27 protein-coding genes are annotated in these 25,585 nt (G+C 70.7%); 19 read left to right on the top strand and 8 right to left on the bottom strand.

Features of this window, described 5'->3' with window-relative positions; translation table 11 throughout:
• Window positions 1-60: 60 nt before the first annotated feature.
• Window positions 61-318, top strand: coding sequence for a DUF3099 domain-containing protein (locus tag ACFU5F_RS31445; protein ID WP_383894548.1), 258 nt, complete (start codon window positions 61-63; stop codon window positions 316-318).
• 22 nt (window positions 319-340) lie between these two features.
• Here the strand turns inward: ACFU5F_RS31445 and ACFU5F_RS31440 are convergent, their stop codons facing one another.
• A complete protein-coding gene (locus ACFU5F_RS31440) occupies window positions 341-703 on the bottom strand; it encodes a DsrE family protein (RefSeq protein WP_383894540.1) in 363 nt (120 codons plus the stop codon).
• Window positions 704-962: 259 nt separating this feature from the next.
• Between ACFU5F_RS31440 and ACFU5F_RS31435 the strand changes: the two genes are divergently transcribed.
• The 6 genes from ACFU5F_RS31435 (at window position 963) to ACFU5F_RS31410 (ending at window position 6,304) form a co-directional block, all read left to right on the top strand.
• Window positions 963-1,538 carry an FABP family protein gene (locus tag ACFU5F_RS31435; protein WP_383894538.1) on the top strand — a complete coding sequence of 192 codons (576 nt, stop codon included), beginning with the start codon at window positions 963-965 and terminating at the stop codon, window positions 1,536-1,538.
• 319 nt (window positions 1,539-1,857) lie between these two features.
• Window positions 1,858-2,517 (top strand): hypothetical protein, encoded by a 660-nt coding sequence (locus ACFU5F_RS31430; RefSeq protein WP_383894535.1) that lies wholly within the window; start codon window positions 1,858-1,860, stop codon window positions 2,515-2,517.
• A gap of 53 nt (window positions 2,518-2,570) precedes the next feature.
• A complete protein-coding gene (locus tag ACFU5F_RS31425; RefSeq protein ID WP_383894532.1) occupies window positions 2,571-4,205 on the top strand; it encodes an N-6 DNA methylase in 1,635 nt (544 codons plus the stop codon).
• The gene (locus ACFU5F_RS31420) at window positions 4,202-4,882 is read left to right on the top strand and encodes a restriction endonuclease subunit S (RefSeq protein WP_383894530.1); all 681 of its coding nucleotides are present in this window, start codon (window positions 4,202-4,204) and stop codon (window positions 4,880-4,882) included. Before ACFU5F_RS31425 ends, ACFU5F_RS31420 begins: the two co-directional genes overlap by 4 nt.
• A gap of 9 nt (window positions 4,883-4,891) precedes the next feature.
• Window positions 4,892-5,329 (top strand): Fur family transcriptional regulator, encoded by a 438-nt coding sequence (locus ACFU5F_RS31415; protein ID WP_383894528.1) that lies wholly within the window; start codon window positions 4,892-4,894, stop codon window positions 5,327-5,329.
• Window positions 5,330-5,338: 9 nt separating this feature from the next.
• Window positions 5,339-6,304, top strand: coding sequence for a YgfZ/GcvT domain-containing protein (locus ACFU5F_RS31410; protein ID WP_383894525.1), 966 nt, complete (start codon window positions 5,339-5,341; stop codon window positions 6,302-6,304).
• Between the two features lie 24 nt (window positions 6,305-6,328).
• Here the strand turns inward: ACFU5F_RS31410 and dtd are convergent, their stop codons facing one another.
• Window positions 6,329-6,754, bottom strand: coding sequence for a D-aminoacyl-tRNA deacylase (gene dtd / locus ACFU5F_RS31405; RefSeq protein ID WP_383894546.1), 426 nt, complete (start codon window positions 6,752-6,754; stop codon window positions 6,329-6,331).
• A gap of 216 nt (window positions 6,755-6,970) precedes the next feature.
• Between dtd and ACFU5F_RS31400 the strand changes: the two genes are divergently transcribed.
• From ACFU5F_RS31400 to ACFU5F_RS31390, 3 genes are all read left to right on the top strand, one after another.
• The gene (locus ACFU5F_RS31400; RefSeq protein WP_383894522.1) at window positions 6,971-7,606 is read left to right on the top strand and encodes an AmfC protein; all 636 of its coding nucleotides are present in this window, start codon (window positions 6,971-6,973) and stop codon (window positions 7,604-7,606) included.
• 192 nt (window positions 7,607-7,798) lie between these two features.
• Window positions 7,799-9,088, top strand: coding sequence for a GNAT family N-acetyltransferase (locus ACFU5F_RS31395; RefSeq protein WP_383894520.1), 1,290 nt, complete (start codon window positions 7,799-7,801; stop codon window positions 9,086-9,088).
• 280 nt (window positions 9,089-9,368) lie between these two features.
• Window positions 9,369-10,286 (top strand): winged helix-turn-helix domain-containing protein, encoded by a 918-nt coding sequence (locus tag ACFU5F_RS31390; protein ID WP_383894517.1) that lies wholly within the window; start codon window positions 9,369-9,371, stop codon window positions 10,284-10,286.
• Window positions 10,287-10,328: 42 nt separating this feature from the next.
• Here the strand turns inward: ACFU5F_RS31390 and ACFU5F_RS31385 are convergent, their stop codons facing one another.
• Complete coding sequence (locus ACFU5F_RS31385; RefSeq protein WP_383894515.1) at window positions 10,329-10,520, bottom strand: hypothetical protein; 192 nt, start codon at window positions 10,518-10,520, stop codon at window positions 10,329-10,331.
• Window positions 10,521-10,757: 237 nt separating this feature from the next.
• Between ACFU5F_RS31385 and ACFU5F_RS31380 the strand changes: the two genes are divergently transcribed.
• Window positions 10,758-11,615: a GntR family transcriptional regulator gene (locus ACFU5F_RS31380; RefSeq protein ID WP_383894513.1), complete on the top strand. Its 858-nt coding sequence runs from the start codon at window positions 10,758-10,760 to the stop codon at window positions 11,613-11,615.
• Window positions 11,615-12,352 (top strand): HAD family hydrolase, encoded by a 738-nt coding sequence (locus tag ACFU5F_RS31375; RefSeq protein ID WP_383894511.1) that lies wholly within the window; start codon window positions 11,615-11,617, stop codon window positions 12,350-12,352. The genes ACFU5F_RS31380 and ACFU5F_RS31375 overlap by 1 nt, the downstream gene beginning before the upstream one ends.
• On the opposite strand, the gene ACFU5F_RS31370 is transcribed toward ACFU5F_RS31375, so the two are convergent.
• Entirely contained in the window at window positions 12,343-12,516 is a 174-nt protein-coding gene (locus ACFU5F_RS31370; protein WP_383894508.1) for a hypothetical protein, read from the bottom strand. The two genes, ACFU5F_RS31375 and ACFU5F_RS31370, sit on opposite strands and share 10 nt — an antisense overlap.
• A 218-nt stretch (window positions 12,517-12,734) precedes the next feature.
• Here ACFU5F_RS31370 and ACFU5F_RS31365 point away from each other — a divergent pair, with 218 nt between their 5' ends.
• The 4 genes from ACFU5F_RS31365 (at window position 12,735) to ACFU5F_RS31350 (ending at window position 18,975) form a co-directional block, all read left to right on the top strand.
• A complete protein-coding gene (locus tag ACFU5F_RS31365) occupies window positions 12,735-13,646 on the top strand; it encodes a winged helix-turn-helix domain-containing protein (RefSeq protein ID WP_383894505.1) in 912 nt (303 codons plus the stop codon).
• A gap of 181 nt (window positions 13,647-13,827) precedes the next feature.
• Window positions 13,828-16,032, top strand: coding sequence for a phosphotransferase (locus tag ACFU5F_RS31360; protein ID WP_383894502.1), 2,205 nt, complete (start codon window positions 13,828-13,830; stop codon window positions 16,030-16,032).
• 97 nt (window positions 16,033-16,129) lie between these two features.
• Window positions 16,130-16,759 carry a TetR family transcriptional regulator gene (locus ACFU5F_RS31355; RefSeq protein ID WP_383894500.1) on the top strand — a complete coding sequence of 210 codons (630 nt, stop codon included), beginning with the start codon at window positions 16,130-16,132 and terminating at the stop codon, window positions 16,757-16,759.
• A 77-nt stretch (window positions 16,760-16,836) separates the two neighbouring features.
• A complete protein-coding gene (locus tag ACFU5F_RS31350) occupies window positions 16,837-18,975 on the top strand; it encodes a HelD family protein (protein WP_383894497.1) in 2,139 nt (712 codons plus the stop codon).
• A 160-nt stretch (window positions 18,976-19,135) separates the two neighbouring features.
• Here the strand turns inward: ACFU5F_RS31350 and ACFU5F_RS31345 are convergent, their stop codons facing one another.
• From ACFU5F_RS31345 to ACFU5F_RS31335, 3 genes are all read right to left on the bottom strand, one after another.
• Window positions 19,136-19,999 carry a nitroreductase/quinone reductase family protein gene (locus ACFU5F_RS31345; RefSeq protein ID WP_383894494.1) on the bottom strand — a complete coding sequence of 288 codons (864 nt, stop codon included), beginning with the start codon at window positions 19,997-19,999 and terminating at the stop codon, window positions 19,136-19,138.
• A gap of 399 nt (window positions 20,000-20,398) precedes the next feature.
• Window positions 20,399-21,004, bottom strand: a complete 606-nt coding sequence (locus ACFU5F_RS31340; protein ID WP_383894491.1) for a DinB family protein — start codon at window positions 21,002-21,004, stop codon at window positions 20,399-20,401.
• Window positions 21,001-21,948 carry a GNAT family N-acetyltransferase gene (locus ACFU5F_RS31335; RefSeq protein ID WP_383894488.1) on the bottom strand — a complete coding sequence of 316 codons (948 nt, stop codon included), beginning with the start codon at window positions 21,946-21,948 and terminating at the stop codon, window positions 21,001-21,003. The genes ACFU5F_RS31340 and ACFU5F_RS31335 overlap by 4 nt, the downstream gene beginning before the upstream one ends.
• Window positions 21,949-22,282: 334 nt before the next feature.
• On the opposite strand from ACFU5F_RS31335, the gene ACFU5F_RS31330 reads away from it, so the two are divergent.
• The 3 genes from ACFU5F_RS31330 to ACFU5F_RS31320 all read left to right on the top strand — a co-directional run bounded on the left by ACFU5F_RS31330 (window position 22,283) and on the right by ACFU5F_RS31320 (window position 24,100).
• Window positions 22,283-22,753 carry a helix-turn-helix domain-containing protein gene (locus ACFU5F_RS31330; protein WP_383894485.1) on the top strand — a complete coding sequence of 157 codons (471 nt, stop codon included), beginning with the start codon at window positions 22,283-22,285 and terminating at the stop codon, window positions 22,751-22,753.
• Between the two features lie 134 nt (window positions 22,754-22,887).
• Entirely contained in the window at window positions 22,888-23,496 is a 609-nt protein-coding gene (locus ACFU5F_RS31325) for a hypothetical protein (protein ID WP_383894482.1), read from the top strand.
• A gap of 262 nt (window positions 23,497-23,758) precedes the next feature.
• Window positions 23,759-24,100, top strand: a complete 342-nt coding sequence (locus ACFU5F_RS31320) for a DUF2516 family protein (protein WP_383894479.1) — start codon at window positions 23,759-23,761, stop codon at window positions 24,098-24,100.
• A gap of 12 nt (window positions 24,101-24,112) precedes the next feature.
• Here ACFU5F_RS31320 and ACFU5F_RS31315 read toward each other — a convergent pair whose 3' ends face one another.
• Complete coding sequence (locus ACFU5F_RS31315; RefSeq protein WP_383894477.1) at window positions 24,113-25,543, bottom strand: PP2C family protein-serine/threonine phosphatase; 1,431 nt, start codon at window positions 25,541-25,543, stop codon at window positions 24,113-24,115.
• Between the last annotated feature and the right edge of the window lie 42 nt (window positions 25,544-25,585).

Below are 25,585 nucleotides of genomic sequence, written 5' to 3'. Positions count from 1 at the left end.
TACCCCCGGTGTACGACCGGGGGTACGGCCCTCGGCCGTGCGCGGGCCTACGCTGGAGACATGTACGCCCGCCGACGCCACGCCTACTTCGCCATGATGGGCACGTGCCTCGCGCTTTTCGTCCTGGCCTGGGGCGTCGTACGCCTCTGGTCGGTCCCGGTCGCGGTCGGCATGTGCGTGGTCGCCATGGTCATCCCGCCGCTGGCCGCCGTCGTCGCCAACCGGCGCGGCCCCGACGACCGTTGGTGGGACGACCCCTCCGGCGACCCCAAGTCCGACGAGTGGTGGGACGAGCTGGACGGCAGGAGACGGCCCTAGGCCCGCCGACCGTCTCCGGCGCTCAGTAGACGAGCGCCTGGGCGTCGTCCGCCATCGCCTCCTGCACGAAGACCTGCGCCCCCGCGATCCGGACGCCGTCGATGACGTCCTTCTCGGTGATGTCACGACGGGCGGCGCACTGCGTGCACAGGGTGAGCCGGCCGCCCGCGAGGACCGAGTCGAGAAGGTCGGGGAGCGGCGCGGCGTGCGGCAGCTCGAACTCGGCGGCCCGGCCCGGCAGCGCGAACCACGCGGACTCGCCGGTCAGCCACAGGGACACCTCGACACCGCTGGCGACGGCCACCGCCGCCACCGTGAAGGCCTGCGAGCACCGCTCGGGAGCGTCCGCACCAGCCGTCACCTTGATCACGAGCTTCTTCGCCATGGCCGCATGCTAGTCCGGGCCGGATCATCGTCGCGGCCGAGCGGTGAAGGTCGACCTCGCGGCGAACCCCTGACCCCGGCCGCGTAAGCTGGGGTCCGGCCTTGTGCAGTACCGAACCCCGCTCATCCGAGGAGCACCCCGTGGAACTCTTCTTCGAAATCCTGCTGGTCCTGGTCGCCGTCGGCGTGCTCGCCTTCGCCGGTCTGACCGTGAAGAAGCTGTACCAGGGCCAGCGCTGACCCACTGCTAGGAAGAACCGATGATCGAGATCCCGTCCGACCTGCACAAGGACCTCGTCCCCCTCGCCTTTCTGCTCGGCGACTGGGCGGGCGCGGGTGTCCACGACTTCCCCGGTGCGGAGAAGTGCAACTTCGGCCAGGAGGTCACCTTCTCCCACGACGGCCGGGACTTCCTGGAGTACCACTCCCGCACCTGGGTGCTCGACAAGGACGGCAACAAGGTCCGTCCGCTGGAGACCGAGTCCGGATTCTGGCGCATCGACGCCGACCGCAAGGTCGAGATCGTCATGACCCGTGACGACGGCGTCGTCGAGGTCTGGTACGGCGAGCTGGCCAAGCAGAAGCCGCAGATCGACGTGGTCACGGACGCCGTCGCGCGAACGGCGGCCTCGGGACCCTACAGCGGCGGCAAGCGGCTGTACGGCTATGTGCACAGCGACCTGATGTGGGTCGGCGAGAAGGCGACGCCTGACGTGGAGCTGCGCCCCTACATGTCCGCGCACCTGAAGAAGGTCGTCACCCCCGAGGACGTCGAACGCTGGGCGAAGGCCCTCCCGGACGACATGCCGGACGACGGCATCGCGTTCTTCAAGTAGGGCGCTCCCGCCCCTCCGGCGGAACCCCGCTCGCCCCCTGTCCAGTGGCAGGGGGCGACGTCGTCCGTGGGTGGTTCACCGCTGCGGTGGTTAACAGAATGGATAGCATGGCAATGCGCTTGCAGCCTGAGTGCGTCAAGACTACAGTGGCGGATGTCTTCGCGGGTTTCGTGAATGCGCGGAGCCCCGGTCGCAACTTGCCTGCGACCGGGGCTCCGGAGGCTGTGCCCTGGGTGGCGTGCGATGCAGAGGCGAGCCCAGAACATTCGTCTACCACGTTAGCACGACGCCTCCACGGAAGCGTCAGGGCGGGGGAACCATGAGTAATCGTCTACCCGAGTGGATGGCCCGGGACCTGTCCCTGCCGCGCCTGCGCCGCTATATCCGCGCCGCGCACGGTGACGCGCGGGCGGCCGAGCGACTGTACTGGTGGAACGTCGAGGCGTCGGCCGCGCTGGTCGGCCCCCTGCACTGCCTGGAGCTGGCTTTGCGCAACGCCCTGCACAGCGCGCTCGTACGACATCACGGTCGACCGGACTGGTGGGAGGCCGCGCCCTTGAACGAGCGTAGTCGTCGGCTTGTGGACAGTGCCAGCCGCTCGTGTGGGCGTCGCCTGCGACGTACGACGCCGGACGACGTCGTGGCCGAACTGACCCTGGGCTTCTGGGTGTCGCTGCTCAGCTCCGGCTACGACCGGCACTTCTGGGTGCCGGTGCTGCACTCCGCGTTCCCGCACTACGGCGGACGTCGTGACGACCTGTACCGCGACCTGACCTCACTGGTGCTGCTCCGCAACCGGGTCATGCACCACGAGCCGGTCCATCATCGGCACCTCGCGGCCGACCATGGCACCCTTTACCGCGTGCTCGGCCACCTCAGTCCCGAATTCGCCAAGGAGGCGCAGGCCATGGACCGGTTCCCGGACGTGCTCACCGACCGGGTGGCCGTCCTGGGCGGAACCCGGCCGCCTCGGTTCTGACGTAGGGACGAACTGATGTTGTGAAGGATCGGCTCGACGGAAGGAGAGGCGCCATGACGACCGGCTCCGGTGCGCCCTCGCCCGGCGCGGCGGCGATGTCGGGTGTGTTGCTGTCCCGGCCAGAGATCGCGCGCCTCGCGGGGGTGAAACGTCCCGCCGTCACCAACTGGGAACGGCGCTACCCGGAGTATCCCGCTCCGGTCGGCGGAGACCCCGAGCTGTTCCGCGCCGACGAGGTGCTGGCATGGCTGGCTTCCCGGACCATCCCCGCGAACGCCCTGCTTCCCGACGAGCCGACAGGTACGACCTACGGTGACCGGTTTCGTGCGGGCCTGCCCGGCGGGACGGCCGGCGGTCTGCTCCGCGCGGTCGAGCGGCTCGCGGGACCGGATGCGGACCGGATGCGGGGGCCGATGCCGCTGGACCGGTATCTCCACTTCCTGCTGTACCTCGTCATGGTCCGGGTGGTGGAGGGGGCCGAGGGCCTGGCCAAGGTCGTGGACGCCTTCGCCACGGCGGACGACGCGTACGACTTCCCGGCAAAGGATTTTCCGCGCCCTCTGCTGACCGAGCTGTCCGGCACGCTGGAGCGCACCCCCAGCGGGTCCGAGCAGGAAGCCCGCGAGGCGTTCGACCACGTCCTGACACTCTGGCGTGCCGCGTACGCACGGGAGGGCGGCGCCTTTCTCACCCCGCCTTCCGTGAGTCGGGTCATGGCCGAAGCCCTGGCTGCCCTTCGGCCCGGGGCGGTGTACGTGGAAGATCCGTACGCCCGCACCGGCGAACTGCTCGTCGCCTACCTGCACGCCGTCGCCGCACACGGCGGCGCCGAACCGCCTCGGGTCGCCGGCCAGGTGCCCGGGAACATGGAGCGCCAGGTGGCGGAGTGGAGCCTGCGGGTCCACCACGGGCTCAGGGCGCAGCTCGGCGAGGGGCCCGTCACCCCGGCGCTCGATCCCCTCGGCCTTCGGGGCGAATTCGACGTGCTCCTCACCAACCCTCCCTTCGGCCGCCTCCCGGAGGACGTGGCCCCACCCCCGTACTGGACGTACGGCCCCGCCCGCCGGACCGAGTACGACTGGCTCCAGTACGCCGTCGCACGGCTCGCACCCGATGGCCGGGCCGCCGTACTGATGCCGGCCGGAGCCTCGTTCAACACCGGGGCCGCCGAGGCGGTACGCGGAGGGCTTGTGGCGGCCGGGGCCGTGGAGTGTGTGATCGCGCTGCCTGCCGGGCTCTTCACGCTCACGGCCGTCAAGACGCAGATCTGGTTCCTGCGCGCCCCCGGCTCCGGTGGAACCCCCGACCCCGACGTGCTGTTCGTGGTCGGCGAGCACCTCGGACACCAGGTCACCCGGACCCAGTGGGCCCTGTCCGACGACGACATCGCCCGGCTGGTGGGGGAGTACGTGTCCTGGTACCGAGCAGACGCGGCCGGGACTGCCTTCGAGGGCACCCGGGGCCTGAGCCGGGCCGTGCCGGTGGCGGACATCGTGGAGCACGGCCACAGCCTGGATCCCGTGCGGTACGTCCGACCTCCAAAGCCGGGCTCCGCCGCCCGCACGGCCGGTCCGGAGGAGATCCGGGGGCGGCTAGCCGGGCTGACCGACGAGATCGCCGCCCTGCGCGCTCGGGCGGACGCGGCCGAGGCCGAGGCAGCCCGGTGGCTCGGGAGGTACGGACTGTGACGGACCGACGGACCGAGGAGTCTCCGCCGGCGAGCAGCTGGCCGACCCGCTTGTTGAAAGACCTGTGGGCCTCAGCCCAGGCTGGGCCGAGTCGGCGTCCTGAGGACAAGGACCTCACCCGGGCCGACGGTGGCGTCCCCGTCGTACTGCCACGCGACCTTCGGGGCCTGAGGATCGTCACCGGAGAACCCTGGGACGTACCCGCGATTCCGTGGGACCGGGCGCGGACACTGGCGAAGTACGAACTCGCCGAAGGGGACATCCTCCTCACCCGCACCGGCACGGTGGGGCCGTGTGCACTGGTCACCGAGGAACACACGGGTTGGCTGTTCCACCCCAACCTGGTGCGGCTCAGGCTGCCCGAGACGGGACTCGTCGGAGCCGCGTACCTCGCCGCCTATCTGAGCGCGACCACGGCACAGGACTGGATCCGGACCCGGACGGCCGGTTCGGTGATCCCCTCGCTGAGCCTCCGCACTCTGGGGGAGCTGCCCGTCGTCCTGCCACCGCTCGCCGAGCAGGAGGCGATCGGCGCGACGCTCGCCGCGCTCGACGACAAGATCCAGGTGTATTCGGAGATCACCCGCGCCACCCGTGCGTACCGCGCCGTGCTCGCCGACGCCTTGCTGAACGGTGTCCTGTCGGCGGACCCCCTGACCCCGCCCGGCCCGCCCTAGACTGGACCCGTGGTGAGCACCGACTGGAAGAGTGACCTCAGGCAGCGCGGCTACCGGCTGACGCCGCAGCGGCAACTCGTGCTCGAAGCCGTGGACACCCTGGAGCACGCGACCCCCGACGACATCCTCGTGGAAGTACGGAAGACGGCGTCGGGGGTCAACATCTCCACCGTCTACCGGACCCTGGAGCTCCTGGAGGAGCTGGGGCTGGTCAGCCATGCCCATCTGGGGCACGGGGCGCCGACGTACCACCTGGCCGACCGGCACCACCACATCCATCTGGTCTGCCGGGACTGCGAGAACGTCATCGAGGCCGATGTGTCGGTGGCGCAGGACTTCACGGCGAAGCTGCGCGAGACCTTCGGGTTCGACACCGACATGAAGCACTTCGCGATCTTCGGCCGCTGCGAGAGCTGCACACTCAAGGCCGCACCTGCCAAGTCGTAGGCTTGGCGTATGAAAAGCCCTCTGCTGTCCCTGCCCGGCGCCGTCCCCGCCGAGGGGGTGGACGAAGGTGTCGCCGCGCACTACGGCGACCTGTTCCGCGAACAGCGCACCCTCGCCGACGGCACCGGATTCGTCGATCTCTCCCACCGGGGCGTGATCACCGTGTCCGGGGAGGACCGGCTCAGCTGGCTGCACCTGCTCCTCACCCAGCACGTCAGCGACCTCCCCACGGGTGAGGCCACCGAGGCGCTGATCCTCTCCGCCAACGGCCACATCGAGCACGCGCTGTACCTGGTCGACGACGGCACCACCGTCTGGGCCCATGTCGAGCCCGGCACCCAGGAGACGCTGCTCGCGTACCTGGAGTCGATGAAGTTCTTCTACCGGGTCGACGTGGCCGACCGGACGGACGACATCGCGGTCGTCCACCTCCCGGCCGGTTCGATCACGCAGATCCCCGAGGACACGGTCGTCCGTGAGACGCCGTACGGCCGTGATCTGTTCCTGCCGCGCGCCGGCCTGGAGTCGTTCGCGGAGCAGGCGGGCCCGGCGGTGGGTCTGCTGGCGTACGAGGCGCTGCGGGTCGAGCACCACCGCCCCCGCCTCGGCTTCGAGACCGACCACCGCACGATCCCGCACGAGCTGGGCTGGATCGGTACGGCGGTGCATCTGCAGAAGGGCTGCTACCGGGGCCAGGAGACCGTCGCCCGGGTGCAGAACCTCGGCAAGCCCCCGCGCCGCCTGGTCTTCCTCCACCTCGACGGCAGCGAGGTCCACCTCCCGCCCCGCGGCGCGGAACTCCGCCTCGCCGAGGACGGCCCCGAAGGCCGCAAGCTCGGCTTCGTCACGACGTCCGTACGCCACCACGAACTGGGCCCGGTGGCCCTCGCGCTCATCAAGCGCAACGTGCCGGTGGACGCGAGGCTGATGGCGGACACGACGGCCGCGGCGCAGGAGACGGTGGTCGAGCCGTAGGAGAGGGCTCCTCGGACGGGCGTCCTACATCTCCAGCAGCACCGTGAACGGGCCGTCGTTCGTCAGTCCGACCCGCATGCTCGCCCCGAACCGCCCCGTGGCCACCGTCGCCCCCAACGCCCGCAACCGGGCGACGACCTCCTCCACCAGCGGCTCGGCGATGTCGCCGGGCGCCGCCGCGTTCCAGGTGGGCCGGCGCCCCTTGCGCGCGTCGCCGTACAGCGTGAACTGGCTGATCACCAGCAACGGCGCGTCCACGTCGCTGCACGACTTCTCGTCGCGCAGCATCCGCAGGGACCACAGTTTGCGGGCCAGCTGCGCCGCCTTCTCCTCGGTGTCGTCGTGCGTCACCCCGACGAGGACGCACAGCCCCTCGCCCTGGATCTCGCCGACCGTCTCACCGTCGACGACGACACTCGCGCCGTCGACCCTCTGCACCACCGCTCGCATGCCGACCATCATGCCGCCGACGTCCATCAACCGTGTGTGAGGGGGTCCCTCGTGCGGGGGGTTTGTGATCACCGGGGTTTGAAGGGTGCTTTGCCCGGTCTTTCTTATTGATCCATTACCGCCCATCTGGGGTGGATCGCGGGGACTCGGTCACAAAGCGGCCACCGAGAGTGGCACCATGCTCACACACACCGGTCGAGGGGACGGTTGAGGCGCATGAGCACATCGAGTACCGGGCAGCCCCCGGGGACTGCGACGTTTACCCGTACGACCCCGGGGCCCGGCCCCGGTATCCGCCGGCCACCGGTCCAGCGCACGGACAGCGGACCGCTGCCGCCGCCGGACCCGGCCGAGCACGATCTGTCCCGGCTGCGGCTGCCCGAACTGCGCGCGCTGCGCCGGGACGCCCAGCGGGACGAGGCCGACCTCAGCTATCTGCGGCGGTTGCTCCAGGGCCGGATCGACATCCTGCGCGCCGAGCTGGCCCGCCGGGGCGGCGCGACGGAGCCCGCGGCCGCCGACGAGCCGACGGCGCTCGTGGACCGTCTCTCGGCGATCCTCACGGACACCCCGGCCCGGCACCGCTCCTCGGCCCGGCACGTCACCGTGGGCACGCCGTACGGCGAGGAGTACCGTCGGCTCGCCGCCGAGCTGCTCGACGAGGTCGAACTCTCCGACCTCCGGGCCCGCACCGACGACGAACTCACCGCCGGGCGCGCCCGACTCGTCCACCACGAGCGGCAGATCTCCGGCCGCCGCCAGCGTCTGCAGCGCACCGCCGACGACTGCAGCGCGGAGATCGCCCGCCGCTACCGGGAGGGCGAGGCCCAGGTGGACGACCTGCTCACCTGACCGCCGGACCCCGCGCCCTCGCAGGGGCGCGGGGAACTGTGCGAGAAGCCCCACCGGACCCGCGCACGGGGGTCGAAGGGGCGCAGCCCCCGGGGGAGGAACGGGCGGAGGGGCGGGCAGGGGAGGCGGGCAGGGAGGCGGGGGCGGGAAAAAACCCGAGACACACCGCGGAGCGACCCCTAGCGTGGCCCCATGAGCTCCTCCCGCGACATAGCCGTACGCCCCGTCACCGAGGACGAGATCCCGGCCTGGCTGAACGCCCTGAACACCGGCTTCCTCCGCCCCCCGGAGTCCCTCTCCGAGCAGGAGCTCAAGGACCGCTCGTCCCACATCGACCCGTCCCGGACCCTCGCCGCGTTCGACGCGTCCCGCGCCCACACGCCGCTCGCCCCCGCCGACACCGCGCAGGTGGTCGCGACGTTCCGCTCGTTCCCGCAGGAACTCACGGTCGTCGGCGGCCGGACCGTCCCCGCCGACGCCATCTCGAACGTCACGGTCAGCCCCACCCACCGCCGCCGCGGCCTCCTCACCCGGATGATGGCCCAGGACCTCACCGCCGCGAAGGAGCGGGGCGACGTCGTCGCCACCCTGATCGCCGCCGAGTACCCGATCTACGGCCGCTACGGCTTCGGCCCCGCCACCTGGACCACCGAGTACACCGTCGACGTGCCCCGCACCGGCCTGGACCCCCGCTGGTCGGGCCCGGCGGACGGCGGCCGGGTCGACCTCGTCGACGGCGCGGCCGTACGCGCGCTCGGCCCCGCCCTCCACGACCGTCTCCGCCACGCCCTGCCCGGCGCGGTGAGCCGCGACGAGCGCTGGTGGCGCGTCAACACCGGTGACCTGCGGACCGGTTCCTCCTGGACCGATCCGTTCTACGCCGTGTACCGCTCGGCCGCCGGTGAGATCGAGGGCCTCGTCTCCTACGAGGCCGACGACAGCTGGCAGATGAAGCAGCCGCAGAACACGGCCGACGTCAACTGGCTGATCGCGACGACCCCGGCCGCCGAGCGCGCCCTGTGGCACTACCTCTGCTCGATCGACTGGATCACCAAGGTCAAGTCGGGCTGGCGGGCCCCCGACGACCTGCTGCCGCACTTCTTCCCCGACCCGCGCGCCGTGAGCGTCACCACCCAGGCGGACTGGCTGTGGGTGCGGATCCTGGACGTCGTACGGGCGCTGGAGGCGCGTACGTACGCGGGGACCGGGACGCTGGTGCTGGAGATCGTCGACGCGGGCGGCTTCGCGGACGGGCGCTACCGGCTGGACGCGGGCCCCGACGGGGCGAGGTGCGTCCCGACGAGCGAGGACGGAGAGCTGGTGCTGGACGCCTCCGACCTGGCGGCGCTGTGGCTGGGCGACGAGTCGGCCGTACGGCTCGCCGCGCTCGGCCGGGTGCGGGAACAGCGGAAGGGCGCCGCCTCCGTAGCCGACGCCCTGCTGCGGACGTCCAGGCGCCCATGGTGCCCGGACATCTTCTGACCTTTCGTGATGGGTGCGGAATCCGTAGCTGTTCAGTTGTGATTGTGGCTGCGCATTCAGTTGTGGCTGATCCATTCAGTTGTGGCTGTGCGGACCGGTCGGGCTCCCGGCTCCCCTCCGGAGGGGAGGTCGATCGGTCGGTCTCGGTGTCACCAACAGTCAGCAGGTTCAACCATGTTGTGAAAGTTGGCGACCAACTCTTCCTTACTTATCTCCGCTTGGAGTCGTCTCATAACCACCTTCCCACGAACTGCACAAAGATGGCGAGAAGTTGTAGTGTTTGTTCGTGGAGCGGGAACGCACGGCCGTCGATGGACGGAAGTCGTCACAGCGGCCCCAGAGGTCACATCGCGAGGTGGCCGACGTGTTGCGCGGCCGGATCAGGTCCGGCGAGCTGCGACCGGGTCAGCGCATGCCCACCCAGGCCAAGCTGGCCGACGAGTTCGGCGTGGAGCGCGGAGCCGTCCGGCAGGCCCTGCGCATCCTGCAGTCCGAACACCTGCTCACCAATGTTTCCAAGGGCAGTCCGGCGACCGTCGCCCCACGCTCGGGGACGGCGGCCGTCGGCGGGCCGGAGGCGGCCCCGCGGCCCACGATGGTGGAGCTCGCCCCGCGTGTCTCCGCGGCCTTCGCGGCCCCGCACGTGCGCATCGACGCCCTGTGCCTGACCTCCGTGTCCCTCACGCTCGCCGTGGGTGAGTCGTTGCGCGAGATTCACGCGGGGCGATTGAATCCGGCCAGGGTCGATGTCCGGGTGATGCTGCCCAGCCGGGACATCCCGCTGGCCTTCCCGGCCCCGGTCGACGCCAAGGTCGACGGCCGGCTGCAGCGCCGCTGGCTGGCCCACCGCAACGCCCAGGGGCAGGTGCTCAGGCACAACCTGCTGGCCCTGCGGTCCACGCACCACATCGACGTCCATGTCTCCTTCCGCGCGCTGCCCTTCACCCCGCCCGTGAAGCTGTACCTCCTCAACGGCCGGGAGGCGCTGTTCGCGTACTACACGGTCCAGCGGAAGGAGGCGGAAGTGGACAGTGAGCAGCTGGAGATGTACGACGCCGAGGGCACCCAGTCGACGCTGTTCGCGTTCGAGCGGGGCCCGGCCGCCGCTCCGCGGGACACGGCCTTCGTCGAACAGTCCGGCCTGTGGTTCAACGCGCTGTGGGAGACGATCAGCTCGGACCTGCTGCTCACGAGCTGACGGGCCGGCGAGCGCACGAGCTCACGACCACCGCTGGCTGTCTCACATCGCGGGTCCGGCGAACATCAGGGCCAGGATGACCGCGCCGATCGAGCTGCACGTGTGGTTGTTCGCCTTCAGCCCGACGGTGAGGAACAACAGGCCGACGGCTCCCATGGTGCCGTAGCGCCACTCGACGAAGCGCTGGAGGGCGACGACGACGAGGGCGGAGGCGAGGGCGATGGCAGCGGGCATGGTGGTACCTCCTCCGAGGGGCTGGGTGCCGTGCGGCGATGCGGCGGCGGTGTGGCGGTGGTGCGGCGGTGACCAAGGGGCCGGTGAGAATCAGAAGCCCTGCCAACTTAACCAAGTTGGCAACCAACTTGGTTTAAATGGTTCCCATTTGGTCAAGGTTTATAACCACCTTGCGGTGAACTCCCCAAAGATGGATGAGAGTTGTACCGTTTGGTCGTGACTCAGGAGAACGTTGCAGTGAACGGCAGCAGAAAGCTCTCGTCCCAGGAGATCGCCGACACCCTGCGGGAGCGCATCCGCGGCGGCGCACTCAGGCCCGGTGAGCGCCTGCCCACCCAGGCCGAACTGGCGGAGGAGTTCGGCGTGGAGCGCGGCACCGTCCGTCAGGCGCTGCGCGCCCTCCAGGAGGACGGGCTGCTGAGCAACGTGAGCAAGGGGAGCCCGCCCAGGGTCGCCGAGACCGTCCACCCCGGGGACGAGCCTCAGCCGACGATGGTGGGCCTCGGCCCCCGCCTCGCCGCGGCCTTCTCCGCGCCGCACGTCCGGATCGACGCGGCCTGCCTCACCGCCGAGACCCTGATGCTGGCCCTCGGTGAGCCGGTCCGCCGCATCCACGAGGGGTCGATCCGTCCCGAGTCCATCGACGTACGCATCCTCCTGCCCTCCCGGAAGATCAACCTGGCGTTCCCGGTACCGGTGGAGGGGCGGGGGACGGACGACGAGGACCCGGTCCACAAGCGCTGGCTCGACCAGCGCAACGCCCAGATCCGCGTCCTGCGCCACAACCTCCTGGCCCTGCGCACGTCCCACCAGCTCGACGTCCGCGTCTCCTTCCGCGCGCTGCCGTTCACCCCGCCCGTGAAGCTGTACCTCCTCAACGGCCAGGAGGCCCTGATCGCCTACTACATGCTTCTGCAGCGCGAGGAGCAGATGGCGGACGGCCCTCTGCAGATGTACGACGCCTTCGGCACCCAGTCCCTCCTCTTCTCCTTCGCGAAGGAGACGGGCCCCCGCGACGCGGCCTTCGTCGATCAGTCCCAGCAGTGGTTCGACGCCCTCTGGGAAACCATCACGACGGACCTGACACTCTCCTAGTGACTCCTGATACGACGCAGACCGAACCGGTGACGGCAGAGACAGAGCTCCTGCGAGCGCTGATCACCCCGGTTCGTCACGTTCTCTTCGACTTCGACGGACCCATCTGTCGACTCTTCGCCGGGCACACGGCGGAGCAGGTCGCGAGGGATCTGGTGAACTGGCTGGAGGGGCAGGGACTGAGCGGGCTGCTCACCGACGAGGAGCGGGTCCACTCCGACCCGATGGTCGTGCTGTACGCGGTCAACAGAAGGCATCCGCGCAGCGACCTGGTGACGGAGCTGGAGGAGCGGCTCACCGGGCAGGAACTCAAGGCGGTCCCTTCCGCCATGCCCACGGCGTACGCCGATCCGCTCATACGCACCTGGTTCGCGAAGGGCGGCCGGCTGGCGGTGGCCAGCAACAACTCGGCACGCACCGTGTCGAGTTACCTGGCCGGCCGGGGCCTCGCCGAGTGCTTCGTCCCGCACCTGTACGGGCGCACCGGCGATCTCGATCTGCTGAAGCCGGACCCGCACTGCCTGAACCGGGCTCTGAACGCGCTGGGAGCCGCTCCCTCCACGGCCCTGATGATCGGTGACACCCCCACGGACCGCGTCGCGGCCGCGCGGGCCGGAGTACCGTTCCTCGGCTACGTGCGAAGCGACCGGAAGGAGAAGCTGCTGAGGGACGCGGGCGCCGAGGTCGTCGTGCGGTCGCTGCAGCCCGTGCTGCGTGTGCTGCGGTCTCAGGCCTGAGCCATCAGCAGCAGGAAGACCACGGCTCCGGCGGACAGGAACGTGGTGTTGCGGGTTCTGACGCCGATGCCGAACAGCACGAGGAACGTGACCCCCAGCGCTCCGTACCGGGTTCTGAACAGTTGCTCCATGCCGAGTACCGTCACGGTCAACAGCAGTTGCATGAACGCCATGGGAACCAGCCCCCCATTTATCCGTGATGATCCATCAACAACCGTTCCAATTGGCCTGGTTGACTTGGATTGGATGTGCCCTGACTGGTTGATCCCTTAACGGGCCTGCCAATTTTGTTACGAGCGGCCAGTCAACCCGAGCAGTCAACTCGCCCGCCAATGTGACTGAAGACGGTTTGCGCCACGCGCAGGAGAGGTACGGTCGCGGTGTGAGCGCAGGACGTGCAGACGGCGGCGGGAGGCGGTTCAACTCCCTTCTGGAGGAGCTGCGCGCCCGTATCGCCGACGGCAGGTACGCCCTGGACAGCAACCTGCCGCCCCAGCGTGAACTCGCCGACGAGTTCAGCGTCTCGCGTGACACCGTGCAACGGGTGCTGCGCGAGCTGAAGAGCGAGGGCTGGATCGAGTCCCTCCAGGGCAGCCACTCGAAGGTGGTGAAGAGTCCCATCCACTCGGGGCGGGAGCCCCAGGCGGCGCCCAGGCTGCGTGCCGCGCTGGGGCCGTTCGTCAGCCGGGCCTTCGCGCAACCCGTGGTGAAGCTGGACGTCTTCACCCTGACGTCGGAGAGTCTGGACGCGCATGTCCGGCTGCAGGCCGAACACATCCGGACCGGCGGGCTCGCTCCCCCGCAGCGCATCGAGCTGCGGATGCTGCAGCCCGACGGAACGGTGGAGCTGCCGTACCCCCGGGCCATGCACCCCGTCGCCGAGTTGGGCGAGGCAGGCCAATTGGACCGGTTGCAGGACCAGATACAGGAGCGGCTCCGGGAGATCACCCGACGTCACACGACCTCGTTGCGCGTGGCGCTGCAGGACCTGCAGACGGAGGGCCTGGTGCCGTCCGTCGAGGTGGAGGTGCGGTTCGTCCCGCTGGTCCCCACCTTCAAGCTCTATCTGCGCAGGGGCGTGGAGGCGCTTTTCGGCCCGTACGAGGTGGTGGAGCGCCCCATCCTGCTCGACGACGGGACGGAGATCGACGCCCTGGACGTGCTCGGTCTGGGATCGACCCTGACCCGGCACGTCAACGACGAGGGAGACCCCAACTCCACCGGGTCGGTGTTCATGGAGAGCATGCAGACCTGGTTCGACTCCTGCTGGAAACGGCTCGCCTCGACCTCCTAGCGCGGGCGGCGGGGGCGGATGCGTGCGCTGGGCCCCTACGGCGGGCGTCACGCTCTCGCGCCGATTTCGCGACTTGGTCAAGCTGCCTGAGCGCGGAGCACTACAGTGTGCCCACTCATCTCGCGGCGCATGCACACCGCGATGCACAACCTTTCAGGAGTGACCTTTGGGCCGTTCGCCAGTGCCCGGGTCTTCCGCTCCGCGGACGGAGCCGGACGACGCCTTCGACAGCCTCGTGGCGTATGCGAGGGCCGAGGGGGAGCCCAGCCGGGGCCACCACAACCTGAACTACGTCGTGCGGCCGTCGGAGGAGATCAGCGCCGGACTGCCGGCGCTGGCGGGTCATGACCGGGTCACGGTCCGGCAGAGAATGCGCGACGCGCTGCCCGTCGTGATCCGGACCTGGCAGGACGAGTCGGAGGTCCTCAGGTCGATCCGTGGTGAGCTGCCTCATGTTCCGCAGTGCCTGGTCAAACACGGGGACGTCACGGTCCTGAGCTATGTGCAGGGTGTGCCGCTCTCCACCATCTGCCGCAGCGGCAAACCGTTGGAGCCCCACCTGATCTCCGCTCTCGTCGGCCTGCTGGCCGACATGACGCAGGTGAAGAGGAAGGACCTGCCGCCGCTGCCGCAGTCCTGGCCCCGGACCAGCCGGGACAGCCGGGCTTTTCTCAGGACGCTGGCGCTCGCGACCGAGGAGCAGATCAGGCAGCCCAACTGGAGCAGGTTCGGCGGGCTGTTCGCCTCGCTCGGCATTCCCGACGACGCGATGGTGCGGTTCGCGGAGCGTGTGCCGGCGATGGTCAGCCGTCCCTTCGGCCTGCTCCACACGGATCTGCACCGTGACAACGTGATCTTCTCCTACCACGGTGACCCGCCGCTGATCTGCGTCGACTGGGAACTGGCGACCTACGGTGACCCGGTGCACGACCTCGCCACCCACCTGGTGCGGACGGCCTACCCGCGGGAGCAGTGGGTCGAAGTGACGGACGCGTGGCGCGCGGCCATGGAGCAGCGGCGCAGCAAGGCGGTCAACGGGGTCGAGCGGGATCTGCGGCACTACGTCGCGTTCGAACAGGCTCAGTCCGTCTACCCCGATGTGATGCGCGCGGTCACCTCGCTCGGCGGGCACCTCGACCAGCGGGACGTTGATGCCGCGACCCAGGCCGTGCACCGGGCGCTGCTGGTGGCCGAGGAGCCCCTGCGGCTCAAGAACGTGCCGGACCGCAGAGCCATCGAGCGGATTCTCGTGAGCTGGTACGTGTCCAACGGCAAGCAGCACATTCGTGACAGGCGGGTGCAGTCCATCCCCTGGCGGGCCGACAAGCGGGTGCGGCTGCACCCGAAGTTTCCTGCCTGGGCCGTGAGGGACGCGCTGTTCGCGGAGGGTGCCGCATCGGCGCACCATGTGTTCAAGGGGACTGCCCATCTCAGTACGGCTGTGCAGGTCCGGGGCATCCCCTTCCCGGTCATGGTGCGACGGAAGGTCGGAGCGGCCAACCCCCGGGAGAGGCGGTTCCTGAACGAGCACGCCGTCCTGATCGCGATCGAGAGGTCCGGGGTGAACGTGCGCGCCCCGAGGGTGCTGGCCCTGGGTGACAGCCACCCGAGCCTGAGCGACCGGTTCACCATCCACACGTACGAGGGTCCGGAGGGCGAGATCCGGCACCCGGACCATCCGGCCGAGGGTCTGTTGCCGCACGAGGCCGACGATCTCGTCGACCAGCTCAACGAGCTGACCCGGGTGGACTGTGAGGAGCTGGGTTCGGACACCCTCGGCCATGACTTCTGGCAGGGGCTGCGCACCGAACTGCTGCGCATGGTCGACGAGCTTCCCAAGGAGACGCTGGCGCTCGCGAGGGAGCTGGGACTGCCCGGAAACATCCGCCGCCTGGGCGAACTTCTCGACCGGCACATGGTGACCCCGCGCCGGTCCGTCCTGCTGCACGGCGACCTCAACCCCTGGAACCTCGTGCGCCGAGGCCGCGGTACCGGGTTGACCCTCATCGACTGGGAGATGGCGATGGTGGGCGACCCGCTCTACGACCTGGTCCGTCACATACACCTGACCCCGACGCTCCCCGACATCCGCGACCGGCTGTTCACCCGCTGGGCCCGGACGCTGCCGGAGGACTGCACCAAGGGATGGCCGGACGACTGGCGTGTGTACCGGTGGATCGAAACCGTCCGCTCCGCCTACGTGGACCTGGACCGGCTGGTCACCGGTGACAGCCTCGACGCCCCCAACGTCCGTCGGGCGGTCGACACCTACGCCATGACCCTGGCCTCGGCGACCGCGTCCCTCGGACTCGGGGTCAAGCCGACCAACCCCTATCTCGCCCAGGCACTGCCCCGCCTCGACGTGGGACCCGGCAGGACGAGCTGAGCCACGAAACGGACGACCGGGCTCCGGGGCGGGGGAGTCCCGGGAGCAGGTCCTCGCAAGTCCGTGAGCAGGACTCGGCCTGCGTAGGCTCGACCGTATGAGTGAGACCGGTCTGCGTGAGCGCAAGAAGCAGCGGATGTACGAGCGTGTGTCCGAGGTCGCGATCGGGTTGTTCCTGGAGAAGGGGTTCGACGCCGTGTCCGTGGCCGAGGTGGCCGCCGCCGCGGAGATCTCCAAGCCGACGCTGTTCCGGTACTTCCCGGCCAAGGAGGACCTCGTGCTCCACCGGATCGCCGATCACGAGGAGGAGACGGCGCGGGTGGTCGCCGGGCGGGCCGAGGGCGAGTCGGTGGTGGCGGCCGTGCGGGCGCATTTTCTGGCGGGGCTGGCGCAGCGGGACCCGGTGACCGGGCTGAACGACCATCCGCGGGTGCTCGCGTTCCACCGGCTGCTCTACGGGACGCCGTCGCTGGTCGCGCGGGCGTACGGCCATCTGGACCGGGCCGAGGCCGCGCTCGCCGAGGTGCTCGGCGGCGGTCTCGACGCGCGGGTCGCCGCCGGGCAGATCGTGGCCGTACGGCGGGTGCTCGCGGAGGAGAACCGGCGGCGGATCGAGCGGGGGGAGCCCGTGGAGGAGGTCGAACGGGACGCCGTCGCCGCCGCCGAGCGGGTGTTCGGGCGGCTGGAGGAGGCGTTGCCGCTGGGGGTCGCGGGGGTTGAGGGCTGAGGCGTCGACACTCCGGCCCCTTCTGAGTCTCGGTAAAGAATTTAACTCGGTTACGTTATTTCGGTACGCTCGGTGGAATGACGTCTCTCGAACCCGCCGTCGACCCCGGCCTCCGCCGCACGCTCGCCCTTGAGCGCGCGTACCACGACAAATGCCGCGCCGCCCTCGCCGCCATGGTCGAAGGCGCCGGGGAGCAGGTCGTCGTCGGGGAGGACGTCTCCGCGTCGGGAGCGGACGCCGAAGTGCTCGGGTACCGGCTGCGCAGCCGGGCCAAGGAGATGCGGGAGCTGCCCGAGGGGCCGTTGTTCTTCGGGCGGCTCGACTTCGACGCGCACACGGACGCCGACCACGCCGGGCAGAGCTACCACGTCGGACGGCTGCGGATCAGCGAGGCCCCGGCCCTGCCGCCGCTCGTCGTCGACTGGCGGGCGCCGGTGTCGCGGGCCTTCTACCAGGCGAGTTCCCGTGATCCTCGGGGTGTCGCCGTCCGCCGCCGCTTCGGGTGGGCGCCGGGCAGCCGGGGCGACTCGGCCGACCTCACGGGGTGGGAGGACGAGTGCCTGGACCGCGGCGGCCCCGCACACGACGAGCCCGCCGTCCACCCCGGCAGCCTGCTCGCCGCCGAGATCGAGCGGCCCCGCCTCGGCCCCATGCGGGACATCGCCGCCACCATCCAGCCGGAGCAGGACGACCTGGTACGCGCCGACCTCGGCACCTCCGTCTGCGTCCAAGGTGCCCCGGGCACCGGCAAGACGGCCGTCGGGCTGCACCGTGCCGCGTACCTCCTCTACACGTACCCCCAGCGCATCCGCCGCGGCGGACTGCTGATCCTCGGCCCCAACCGCACCTTCCTCGCCTACATCGCGGAGGTGCTGCCGGCGCTGGGCGAGACGGGGGTGCGCCAGTCGACGGTCACGGACGAGATCGCCCGGCACCCGGTCACGGCGGAGGACGATGAGCGCGCGGCGATCGTGAAACACGACGCCCGCATGGCGGAGGTGCTCCGCCGGGCCCTGTACGCGAGGGTCGCGGGCGACAGCGCGCGCTTCCACCCCCTCGTCCTGGCGGAGGGGGCGTACCGCTGGCGGGTGTCCGGGGACGAACTGCGGCGGATCGTGGCGGACGTGCGGGCGCAGGACCTGCCCTACGGCGTCGGGCGGGAGCGCGTCCGGGCCCGGGTCGTGCGGCTGCTGCAGGTGCAGGCGGAGCGGCGGGCGGGGCCCCGCCCGAACGCGTGGGTGTACCGGATCTCGCGGTCGCGACCGGTCGGCGCGTACGTCGACGCCGTGTGGCCGAAGGTGCGGCCGGAGGAGGTGGTGGCCGGGCTGCTCGGGGGCCCGGACGCGCTGGCCGTCGCCGCGCAGGGGTTGCTCGACGCGGGTGAACGGACGGCCGTCCTCTGGGCGAAGCCTCCGCGTACGTGGCGGTCGGCCCGCTGGTCGGCCGCCGATCTCGTCCTCCTCGACGAGGTCGCGGGGCTGATCGCCCATCCGGAAGGCTACGGCCATGTCGTCGTCGACGAGGCCCAGGACCTCTCCCCGATGGAGTGCCGCGCGATCGCCCGCCGGGCGGCCTACGGCTCGGTGACCGTCCTCGGCGACCTGGCCCAGGGGACGACCCCCTGGGCCGCCCGCGACTGGCCCGGACTCCTCGCCCACCTGGGCAAGCCGGAGGCCCACATCGTCCCGCTCACCACCGGGTTCCGGGTGCCGCAGGCCGTCGTAGGGCTGGCGAACGGGCTGCTGGGACGCCTGGGAGTGGAGGTACCCGCCGCCCGGTCCCTGAGGAGGGACGGGGAGCTGCGGATCAGGAGGGTGGAGGTCGCGGCTGAGGCCGGGGGCACGGGTGGGGCGGTTCCCAGGGCTCTCTCCAGGGCCCTCCCCGGAACCGCGTCCGAGACCGTCGCCGCCGTGCGGGACGCGCTCGCGCGTGAGGGGTCCATCGGGGTCGTCGCGGCCGACGGCCCCGAGGTCGTACGGCTGCGGGAGGCCCTCGGCGAGGCCGGGATCGCCACGGGCGGACCGGGTGAACTCGGTGTGCGTGTAGCGGTGTTGGGGGCCGGGGAGGCGAAGGGGCTGGAGTACGACCATGTCGTGGTCGTCGAGCCGGCCGCGATCGTGGCGGCGGAGGGGCGAGGACTGCACCGGCTGTACGTCGTGCTCACGCGTGCCGTGTCCCGGCTGGACGTGGTGCACGCGTGGCCGCTGCCCTGGTGAGCGTTCCGTGTGATCGTGTTACCGGAAGGCGGCGGAGTCATGACCGTACCGGCACCTTGGCGCGCGAGGGCGTGGCTACGGTGAGCGGTGCCGGTGAGCGGCGCGGGCGCGAGCCCGTTCTCCCTCCCCCCAGGGGGCTCGCGCGCCGCTCACCGGCTGTTCAGGGAGCTGTCGGTACCGCGATGGCGTCCAGTACCGGGATCAGCTGCTCCTCCTCGTAGGTGAGGTGGGCTTCGAGTTCGGCGATGAGGCGCTCCACCTCGGGGAGTACGGCTTCGGGGGCGGCGTTCTCGGCCGTCACGGCCCGGCGCAGTTCCTCGCAGAGCGCGGCGATCCGCTCGTGCTCCTCGTGGAGTCGGGTGAGGGCCGGGACCAGTTCGGGGTGGCGGTCGGAGAGGTGGGGGAAGAGTCCGATGTCCTCGCCGGTGTGGTGGTTGTGGAGGCCCTGGCAGAAGGTGAGGCAGTTGACGCGGAGCTGGGCGCCGAGCCCGGGCCGGCCGTTGCTCGCGGTCAACTCCTTCTTGATCAGCGCGAGTTCGCGGCGGAAGGCGTCATGGACGACCTTGATGGCCTCGCCCATGGAACCGGCGTTGATGTTCGGGGGACCGGCCACGGGCACCTCGCGCAGGGCGACGACCGGGATCGTACGGTCCGTCTTCGCCTGGTACTCGGCCCACCCCGGCTCGTCCTCGACCGCCCGCGCGAACGCCCGGTCCCGCTCCTCACCGTCCAGGACGACGGCCTCGGCCTCGTAGGTGAACGCCCCGCTCTCCACGGTGACGCGGGGGTCGGCCGTGATGTTCCGGTACCAGTCGGGGTGCCGGGGCGAGCCTCCGGCCGACGCGATGACCAGGATCGTGCCGTCTCCGTCGGGGAGGTAGCCGAGGGGAGTGGTGTGCCGGTTGCCTGTCCGGGCGCCGGTGGTGGTGAGGAGGATCAGCCGGGCGCCCTCGAAATAGCCGCCCACCTCGCCGTGGCGGGCGCGGAACTCGTCGATGACCTGCTGATTGAAAGGGTTGGGCATTTTCTGCTTTCCGTTGATGGCCGTGCGACGGGGATTGTCACGGAATTCGGGCAGGGGTGATTGCCGCAGCGCGCGCGTCCGTGAATCGCCGACGGAATACGCGTCGGCGTGAATGCGTGACGGGGTGTCCACCGAAGGCGCGATGCGGTGGTGTGGAACGGGGGAGACACCGAAGAAATGCCGAGACCGCCGAGGAACAGCGAGAAACACCAAGGAAGGTGAAGCAGCGCCGCGGGGCGCCGGGCGACGCCGAGGGGACACGGGACGTCCGCCGACAGGCACCCGCGAGCATCACAAGCATCAGTGGTGTGCCAGGGAGGCACTCGATGAACTCGTGCGAGGGAGAACGGTGTTCGGTGCGCGCGACTTCAGCGGGCGGGCTTCTCGCCCGCCCCGGCCTCACTCGGAGGCCGGGCAACCAATCCACTCACGGCGCGAGGCCGACCCGGCAGTCATGCGGCAACCATATGGGGGCGGGCCGGTGCCGGGCAATGCGTATTCAGCCGGAATTACGGCCTGTTCCGGGAGGGCGGGACGGCGCACCCGGAAAGGAACGGCCTGCCCGTCGGGTCGGGTCAGGCATTTCGCTCGGCCTCCTCGGCGGCGCGTTCCAGGCGGGCCGTCGGCCCACCACGGCACCCTGCCGACGGTGTCCAGCGGCAGCGCGTCGAGCGTCGCGTCCGCGTGCGCCCAGGCCCGCCGGTAGAGCCCCACGACGTCCGCGCGGGACTCGTCGGCGGTGGCCCACATGTCCGCGTTGGCCTCGGCGTCGCTGTCGAGCCACGGCAGCGGTTCGCCCGAGGGGCGCCCGAAGGTGTCGCCGAGGTAGCCCAGTTCGACGCCGGCCGCGTGCTTGACGAGCCCCAGGAGGTTGGTGCCGGTCGGCGTCAGCGGACGTCGGACGTCGTACTCCGACAGCCCGTCGAGTTTCCACAACAGGGCGTCACGGGCGGACTGCAGATAGAAGCGGAGGTCGGCCTTGGCGTGCGGAGCGGCGGTGGTCATGAGCCCAGTCTGCCGCCCGCGCGGTCTCCGTCCACCGCCCCCTGGTGCCGGCCGCCCGTCTGCTCCGCCCGGGAAGGGAACTCGTACACGGTGAAGTCGGTGAGCCGGACGTAACCGAGCCGTTGGTAGAGGGCGTTGCTGGTGAGGTTGCCGGGGTCCGTGAACAGCACGACCTCCTTCGCGCCCTCGGTCAGCGCGGCGCGGCTCGCCTCGACCGTCACGGCGCCCGCGTAACCGCGGCCCCGTAGGCGGGCCGGGGTGTAGACGGGGTCCACCCGGCTCATCCCGCCGACGACCGAGGTCCTGGCCGCCATCGAGGCGGGGGTGCCGTCCGGGGTCTCCCAGAACGTGAAGTGCCGGTCGGCGAAGCGTGAGTCGGCCCAGGAGCCGGCGTCGATGAGGTCGATGGAGGACTGTTCGCCGACGTCGACGCAGAACTCGCGGCAGAAGCGGATGAGCTGTTCCCGGTCCTTCTCGCCCACGGCCCGCCCCCGGCCCTCGGGGAAGGGCTCCGGCGGGGTGAGCGTGCCGAGACGGTAGAGATGGAGCCGCGTACCGGGCACCGGTTCCGCGCCCGTCCGCCGCTGCCACGCCTCGGCGAACGCGGTGGACGCGTCATGGTCCCCGACGACGCCGCCGACCGGGTGCTGCAGCTCGGCCAGACGGGCGGCGAGGGCGTCGGCCTGTTCGTGGGTGAGGGAGGTGACGCTCACGGAGCCGGCGGGGGTCCGCTGGATGAAGGTCGCGTGGACCTCACCCTCGCGCTCCAGTCGGCCGAAAACAGGGCCCGTGGCGCCGTCCCGCGAGGGCACCCCTTCGGTTCGGTACTTCTCGGTCACCGTCAGCGGCATGGTGTGCAGGGCGGGGCGCGAACGCAGAAAGTCCCCGGCTCGGGCGTGAAAATCGTGGACGTCGGCGGTGAGGTGCCAGTCGTTCGGACGCATGCCTCATGCTTCCCCATCCCGCCCGGGCGCCCCGAACTTTCCAGCCACGGGAGTCCGGCGAAGGCGCCGGGAGCCATGGAAACCCACGAGAATCACGGAAACCCACGGGAGCCGCGCGGCATCCCGTGCCCATTCCCAGAAGATCTGCGTTGGTGAGGGTCGATGCTGCTTGGCGGGCACTGCGGGCGCCTCGCCGATGGGCGAACCTCAGCCGGCACCGGCGCACCATCAACGACTCCTTGCCCGGTCCCATCGCGAGCTGTCGCGAGTGGCGTGGCGCACTTTTGCAAGCGGGTGCTTGCAATAGTTAGCGGAGGTGGGGCATGGTGGAGGCATGGCATCGCTCAACGTCGGCAATCTCGGTGAGTACCTGCGTGAACAGCGGCGAAACGCGCAGCTGTCGCTCAGGCAGCTCGCCGACGCCGCCGGGGTGTCCAATCCGTATCTGAGCCAGATCGAGCGCGGGCTGCGCAAGCCGAGCGCGGAGGTGTTGCAGCAGGTCGCCAAGGCGCTGCGGATCTCCGCCGAGACGCTGTACGTGCGGGCCGGCATCCTCGACGCCGAGCGGGATCGCGACGAGGTGGAGACGCGCGCCGTCATCCTTGCCGACCCCACGCTGAACGAGCGGCAGAAGCAGGTGCTGCTCCAGATCTACGAGTCCTTCCGCAAGGAGAACGGATTCGAGATCGACATCGGCCTCGGACCCGGCACGGAGACGGAGCCCGAAGCATCCCCGGTCACCGGCCCCGGCCCGCGCGCGGCCGGTGACGGCGACGATGCCGGTCCACGGCAGACGGCGAGTTGACGACGTCGGTGACTTCGGCAACCTCGACGATCTCGACTGCGGTGGGCTCACCGCCCGCTGCGACGCCGGAGTCCCCGTCCGCGGACCGCGACCACACACACCCTCAGCTGCAAGCAACCCGGAGGACCAGCACCATGGCCATCACCGACGACATCCGCAAGGCCGTCACCGACCCGACCCCGTTCTACTTCGCCGCCGGCACCGCCGACCTCGCCCTGCAGAAGGCGAAGAAGGTCCCCGGCATCGTGGAGCAGCTGCGCGCCGAGGCGCCGGCCCGGATCGACGCCGTACGCCAGACGGACCCGAAGGTCGTCCAGGAGAAGGCGACCGCCCGGGTCAAGGAGACCCAGGAGACCCTGCAGACCAAGGTCACCGAGCTCATCGGCACCCTCGACACCGACCTGAAGAAGTTCGGCGAGACCGCTCAGGACCTCGCGCTGCGCGGCGTCGGTGTCGCCGCCGAGTACGCGGTGAAGGCCCGGGAGACGTACGAGAAGGTCGCCGAGCACGGTGAGCAGGCCGTGAAGACCTGGCGTGGCGAGGCCGCGGAGGAGATCGAGGAGCTGGCGATCGCCGTCGAGCCCAAGTCCAAGCCCGTCGAGGTCAAGGACGAGCCCGCGGCCGCCAAGCCGGTTCCGGCCCAGGCCGCGCCCGCTCCCGCCGCCAAGAAGGCCGCGCCGAAGAAGACCGCTCCGGTCCGCAAGGCGCCGGCCGCGAAGAAGACCACCCCGCCCGCGAAGTAGGCGGCAGGGCTGCGCCGCCCGGTGGGCGACATAGCCGACGGAGAGGTCGGCGACAGAGCGAGAGGTACCCGCGCGGTATCTCGGAGGTACCCGCGCGGTACTTCGCGGTATGGAGAACGGGCCGGGCACCTTTGGGGTGGCCGGCCCGTTCTACGGGTACGGTGGCCGCGTAGGAGTCGGCCTCGGCCTCGGCACCGGACAGCCGGTCTGCGGTCTGCGATCGGCAGTCGGATGAGCGAACAGAACGGGTGGTGTGGGTGGCATGCTGATGACGGGCTTCGTGGGGTTCCTGGGACTTCTGAAGATCGTCCTGATGGCTCTCGCCGCGTTCGGGCTCTTCGACGCCGCGTTCCGGCGTGAGGACGCGTTCCGCGCGGCGGACAAGCAGACCAAGGTCTTCTGGCTGATCATCCTCGGGATCGCCCTCGTCGTGAGCTATCTGTTCTCGATCCTGTCGTTCCTGCCGATCATCGGCGTCATCGCCAGCATCGTGTACATCGTGGATGTACGGCCCGCCGTCAAGCAGGTCTCGGGTGGTGGGGGCGGCGGCCGCCGCGGCTCCAGCAGTGACGGTCCGTACGGCCCGTACAACGGTGGCCGGTGACCTCCCGCGAGGTCAGGGCTCCCGGTCCAGCAGCAGGACCGCCACGTCGTCGGTCAGTTCGCCGCCGTTGAGGTCACGGACCTCGTTCACCGCCGCGCGCAGCAGATCCTCGCCGCGCAGCCCCTCGGCCAGCTGGCGGCGGACCATCTCGACCATGCCGTCCTGACCCAGCCGCTCCTTGCCCTGGCCGATCCGGCCCTCGATGAGGCCGTCCGTGTAGAGCATCAGACTCCAGGCGGCGCCCAGCTCGATCTGCGTACGCGGCCAGCGGGCGTTCGGCAGCAACCCGAGGGCGGGGCCGCCGTTGTCGTACGGCAGCAGCTCGGCCGGCGGGGTGGGGCGGATGCCGAGGCCGTAGCGCGCGATCAGCGGTGCCGGGTGGCCGGCGAGGCAGAGGCCCGCGCGGCGGCCGTCGGGGGCGATGTCGACCGTGCAGAGCGTCGCGAAGATCTCGTCGCTCTCGCGTTCGTGCTCCAGGACGCGCTGCAGCGTGGACAGCAGCTCGTCGCCGCAGAGCCCGGCGAACGTCAGCGCCCGCCAGGCGATCCGCAGCTCCACGCCGAGCGCCGCCTCGTCGGGGCCGTGCCCGCAGACGTCACCGATCATGACGTGCACGGTGCCGTCGGGGGTGCGGACGGTGTCGTAGAAGTCCCCGCCGAGCAGGGCGCGGGAACGGCCCGGCCGGTAGCGGGCGGCGAACCGCAGTGACGAACCCTCCAGGAGAGGCGTCGGCAGCAGGCCGCGCTCCAGGCGGGCGTTCTCCTGGGCGCGCAGCTTGGACTCGGTGAGCCGGCGTTCGGCCGTGTCCGACCGTTTGCGTTCCACCGCGTAGCGGATCGCGCGGCTCAGGAGCCGGCCGTCCAGTTCGTCCCGGAAGAGGTAGTCCTGTGCTCCGACCCGTACCGCCTCCGTGCCGCGTTCGGTGTCGCCGGAGTCGGTGAGGGCCAGAACGGCGTGGCGGGGGGCCAGTTGCAGGACGTGCTTGAGGACGGAGAGTTCGTCCTCGGGACGGTCGGTCGCCTCGGGGTCCGCGTCGGCGGGACGGGGCGGGGCCGGGAGTGCCAGGTCCAGCAGGATGCAGTTGACGTCGTCGGTCAGCAGCCGCTGTGCCTCGGTGAGGTTGCGGGCGGTGCGGACGCGGATCGGCTTGCCCGCGGAGTCGAGCAGCTCGGGCACGTTGAGGGAGCCGGCCGGGTCGTCCTCGATGAGCAGGACCGTGAGGTTGGTGGGTCCGCCGGGCTGTGCGGCGGGGCCGGGCAGGCCCGCGGGGCCCGTGGCGCGGTCGCCGTTCGGGCCGGGCGTGTTCGACTTGTCTGCAGGGGCCAGGGCCGAGGCGTTCATGGCCGCCCCCTCTCCGGACGGTCCGCCGGGCGCGGACGCGGCGTGCGCCTGACCACACTCCACGGCCGGGATCGCTCTCTGCCGCGGTACGGGTACGGGCATCGTGTTTGGGTTCCTTCCCTCCCCCCGAGGGCACGGCGGGGC

It is taken from the genome of Streptomyces sp. NPDC057438 (assembly GCF_042802995.1).
Classification (GTDB): Bacteria; Actinomycetota; Actinomycetes; order Streptomycetales; family Streptomycetaceae; genus Streptomyces.
This window is presented reverse-complemented; position numbering and strand designations above follow the sequence as displayed.

Excerpts from the sequence above, each read along its gene's own strand:
- ACFU5F_RS31340 (WP_383894491.1), bottom strand. The coding sequence starts at position 21,004 with ATGACCACCGCCGCTCCGCACGCCAAGGCCGACCTCCGCTTCTATCTG.
- ACFU5F_RS31440 (WP_383894540.1), bottom strand. The coding sequence starts at position 703 with ATGGCGAAGAAGCTCGTGATCAAGGTGACGGCTGGTGCGGACGCTCCC.
- ACFU5F_RS31395 (WP_383894520.1), top strand. The coding sequence starts at position 7,799 with ATGAGCTCCTCCCGCGACATAGCCGTACGCCCCGTCACCGAGGACGAG.
- dtd (WP_383894546.1), bottom strand. The coding sequence starts at position 6,754 with ATGCGAGCGGTGGTGCAGAGGGTCGACGGCGCGAGTGTCGTCGTCGAC.
- ACFU5F_RS31330 (WP_383894485.1), top strand. The coding sequence starts at position 22,283 with ATGGCATCGCTCAACGTCGGCAATCTCGGTGAGTACCTGCGTGAACAG.
- ACFU5F_RS31335 (WP_383894488.1), bottom strand. The coding sequence starts at position 21,948 with ATGCGTCCGAACGACTGGCACCTCACCGCCGACGTCCACGATTTTCAC.
- ACFU5F_RS31400 (WP_383894522.1), top strand. The coding sequence starts at position 6,971 with ATGAGCACATCGAGTACCGGGCAGCCCCCGGGGACTGCGACGTTTACC.
- ACFU5F_RS31325 (WP_383894482.1), top strand. The coding sequence starts at position 22,888 with ATGGCCATCACCGACGACATCCGCAAGGCCGTCACCGACCCGACCCCG.
- ACFU5F_RS31370 (WP_383894508.1), bottom strand. The coding sequence starts at position 12,516 with ATGCAACTGCTGTTGACCGTGACGGTACTCGGCATGGAGCAACTGTTC.
- ACFU5F_RS31435 (WP_383894538.1), top strand. The coding sequence starts at position 963 with ATGATCGAGATCCCGTCCGACCTGCACAAGGACCTCGTCCCCCTCGCC.
- ACFU5F_RS31385 (WP_383894515.1), bottom strand. The coding sequence starts at position 10,520 with ATGCCCGCTGCCATCGCCCTCGCCTCCGCCCTCGTCGTCGTCGCCCTC.
- ACFU5F_RS31320 (WP_383894479.1), top strand. The coding sequence starts at position 23,759 with ATGCTGATGACGGGCTTCGTGGGGTTCCTGGGACTTCTGAAGATCGTC.
- ACFU5F_RS31445 (WP_383894548.1), top strand. The coding sequence starts at position 61 with ATGTACGCCCGCCGACGCCACGCCTACTTCGCCATGATGGGCACGTGC.
- ACFU5F_RS31355 (WP_383894500.1), top strand. The coding sequence starts at position 16,130 with ATGAGTGAGACCGGTCTGCGTGAGCGCAAGAAGCAGCGGATGTACGAG.
- ACFU5F_RS31315 (WP_383894477.1), bottom strand. The coding sequence starts at position 25,543 with ATGCCCGTACCCGTACCGCGGCAGAGAGCGATCCCGGCCGTGGAGTGT.
- ACFU5F_RS31410 (WP_383894525.1), top strand. The coding sequence starts at position 5,339 with ATGAAAAGCCCTCTGCTGTCCCTGCCCGGCGCCGTCCCCGCCGAGGGG.
- ACFU5F_RS31430 (WP_383894535.1), top strand. The coding sequence starts at position 1,858 with ATGAGTAATCGTCTACCCGAGTGGATGGCCCGGGACCTGTCCCTGCCG.
- ACFU5F_RS31345 (WP_383894494.1), bottom strand. The coding sequence starts at position 19,999 with ATGCCCAACCCTTTCAATCAGCAGGTCATCGACGAGTTCCGCGCCCGC.
- ACFU5F_RS31350 (WP_383894497.1), top strand. The coding sequence starts at position 16,837 with ATGACGTCTCTCGAACCCGCCGTCGACCCCGGCCTCCGCCGCACGCTC.
- ACFU5F_RS31425 (WP_383894532.1), top strand. The coding sequence starts at position 2,571 with ATGACGACCGGCTCCGGTGCGCCCTCGCCCGGCGCGGCGGCGATGTCG.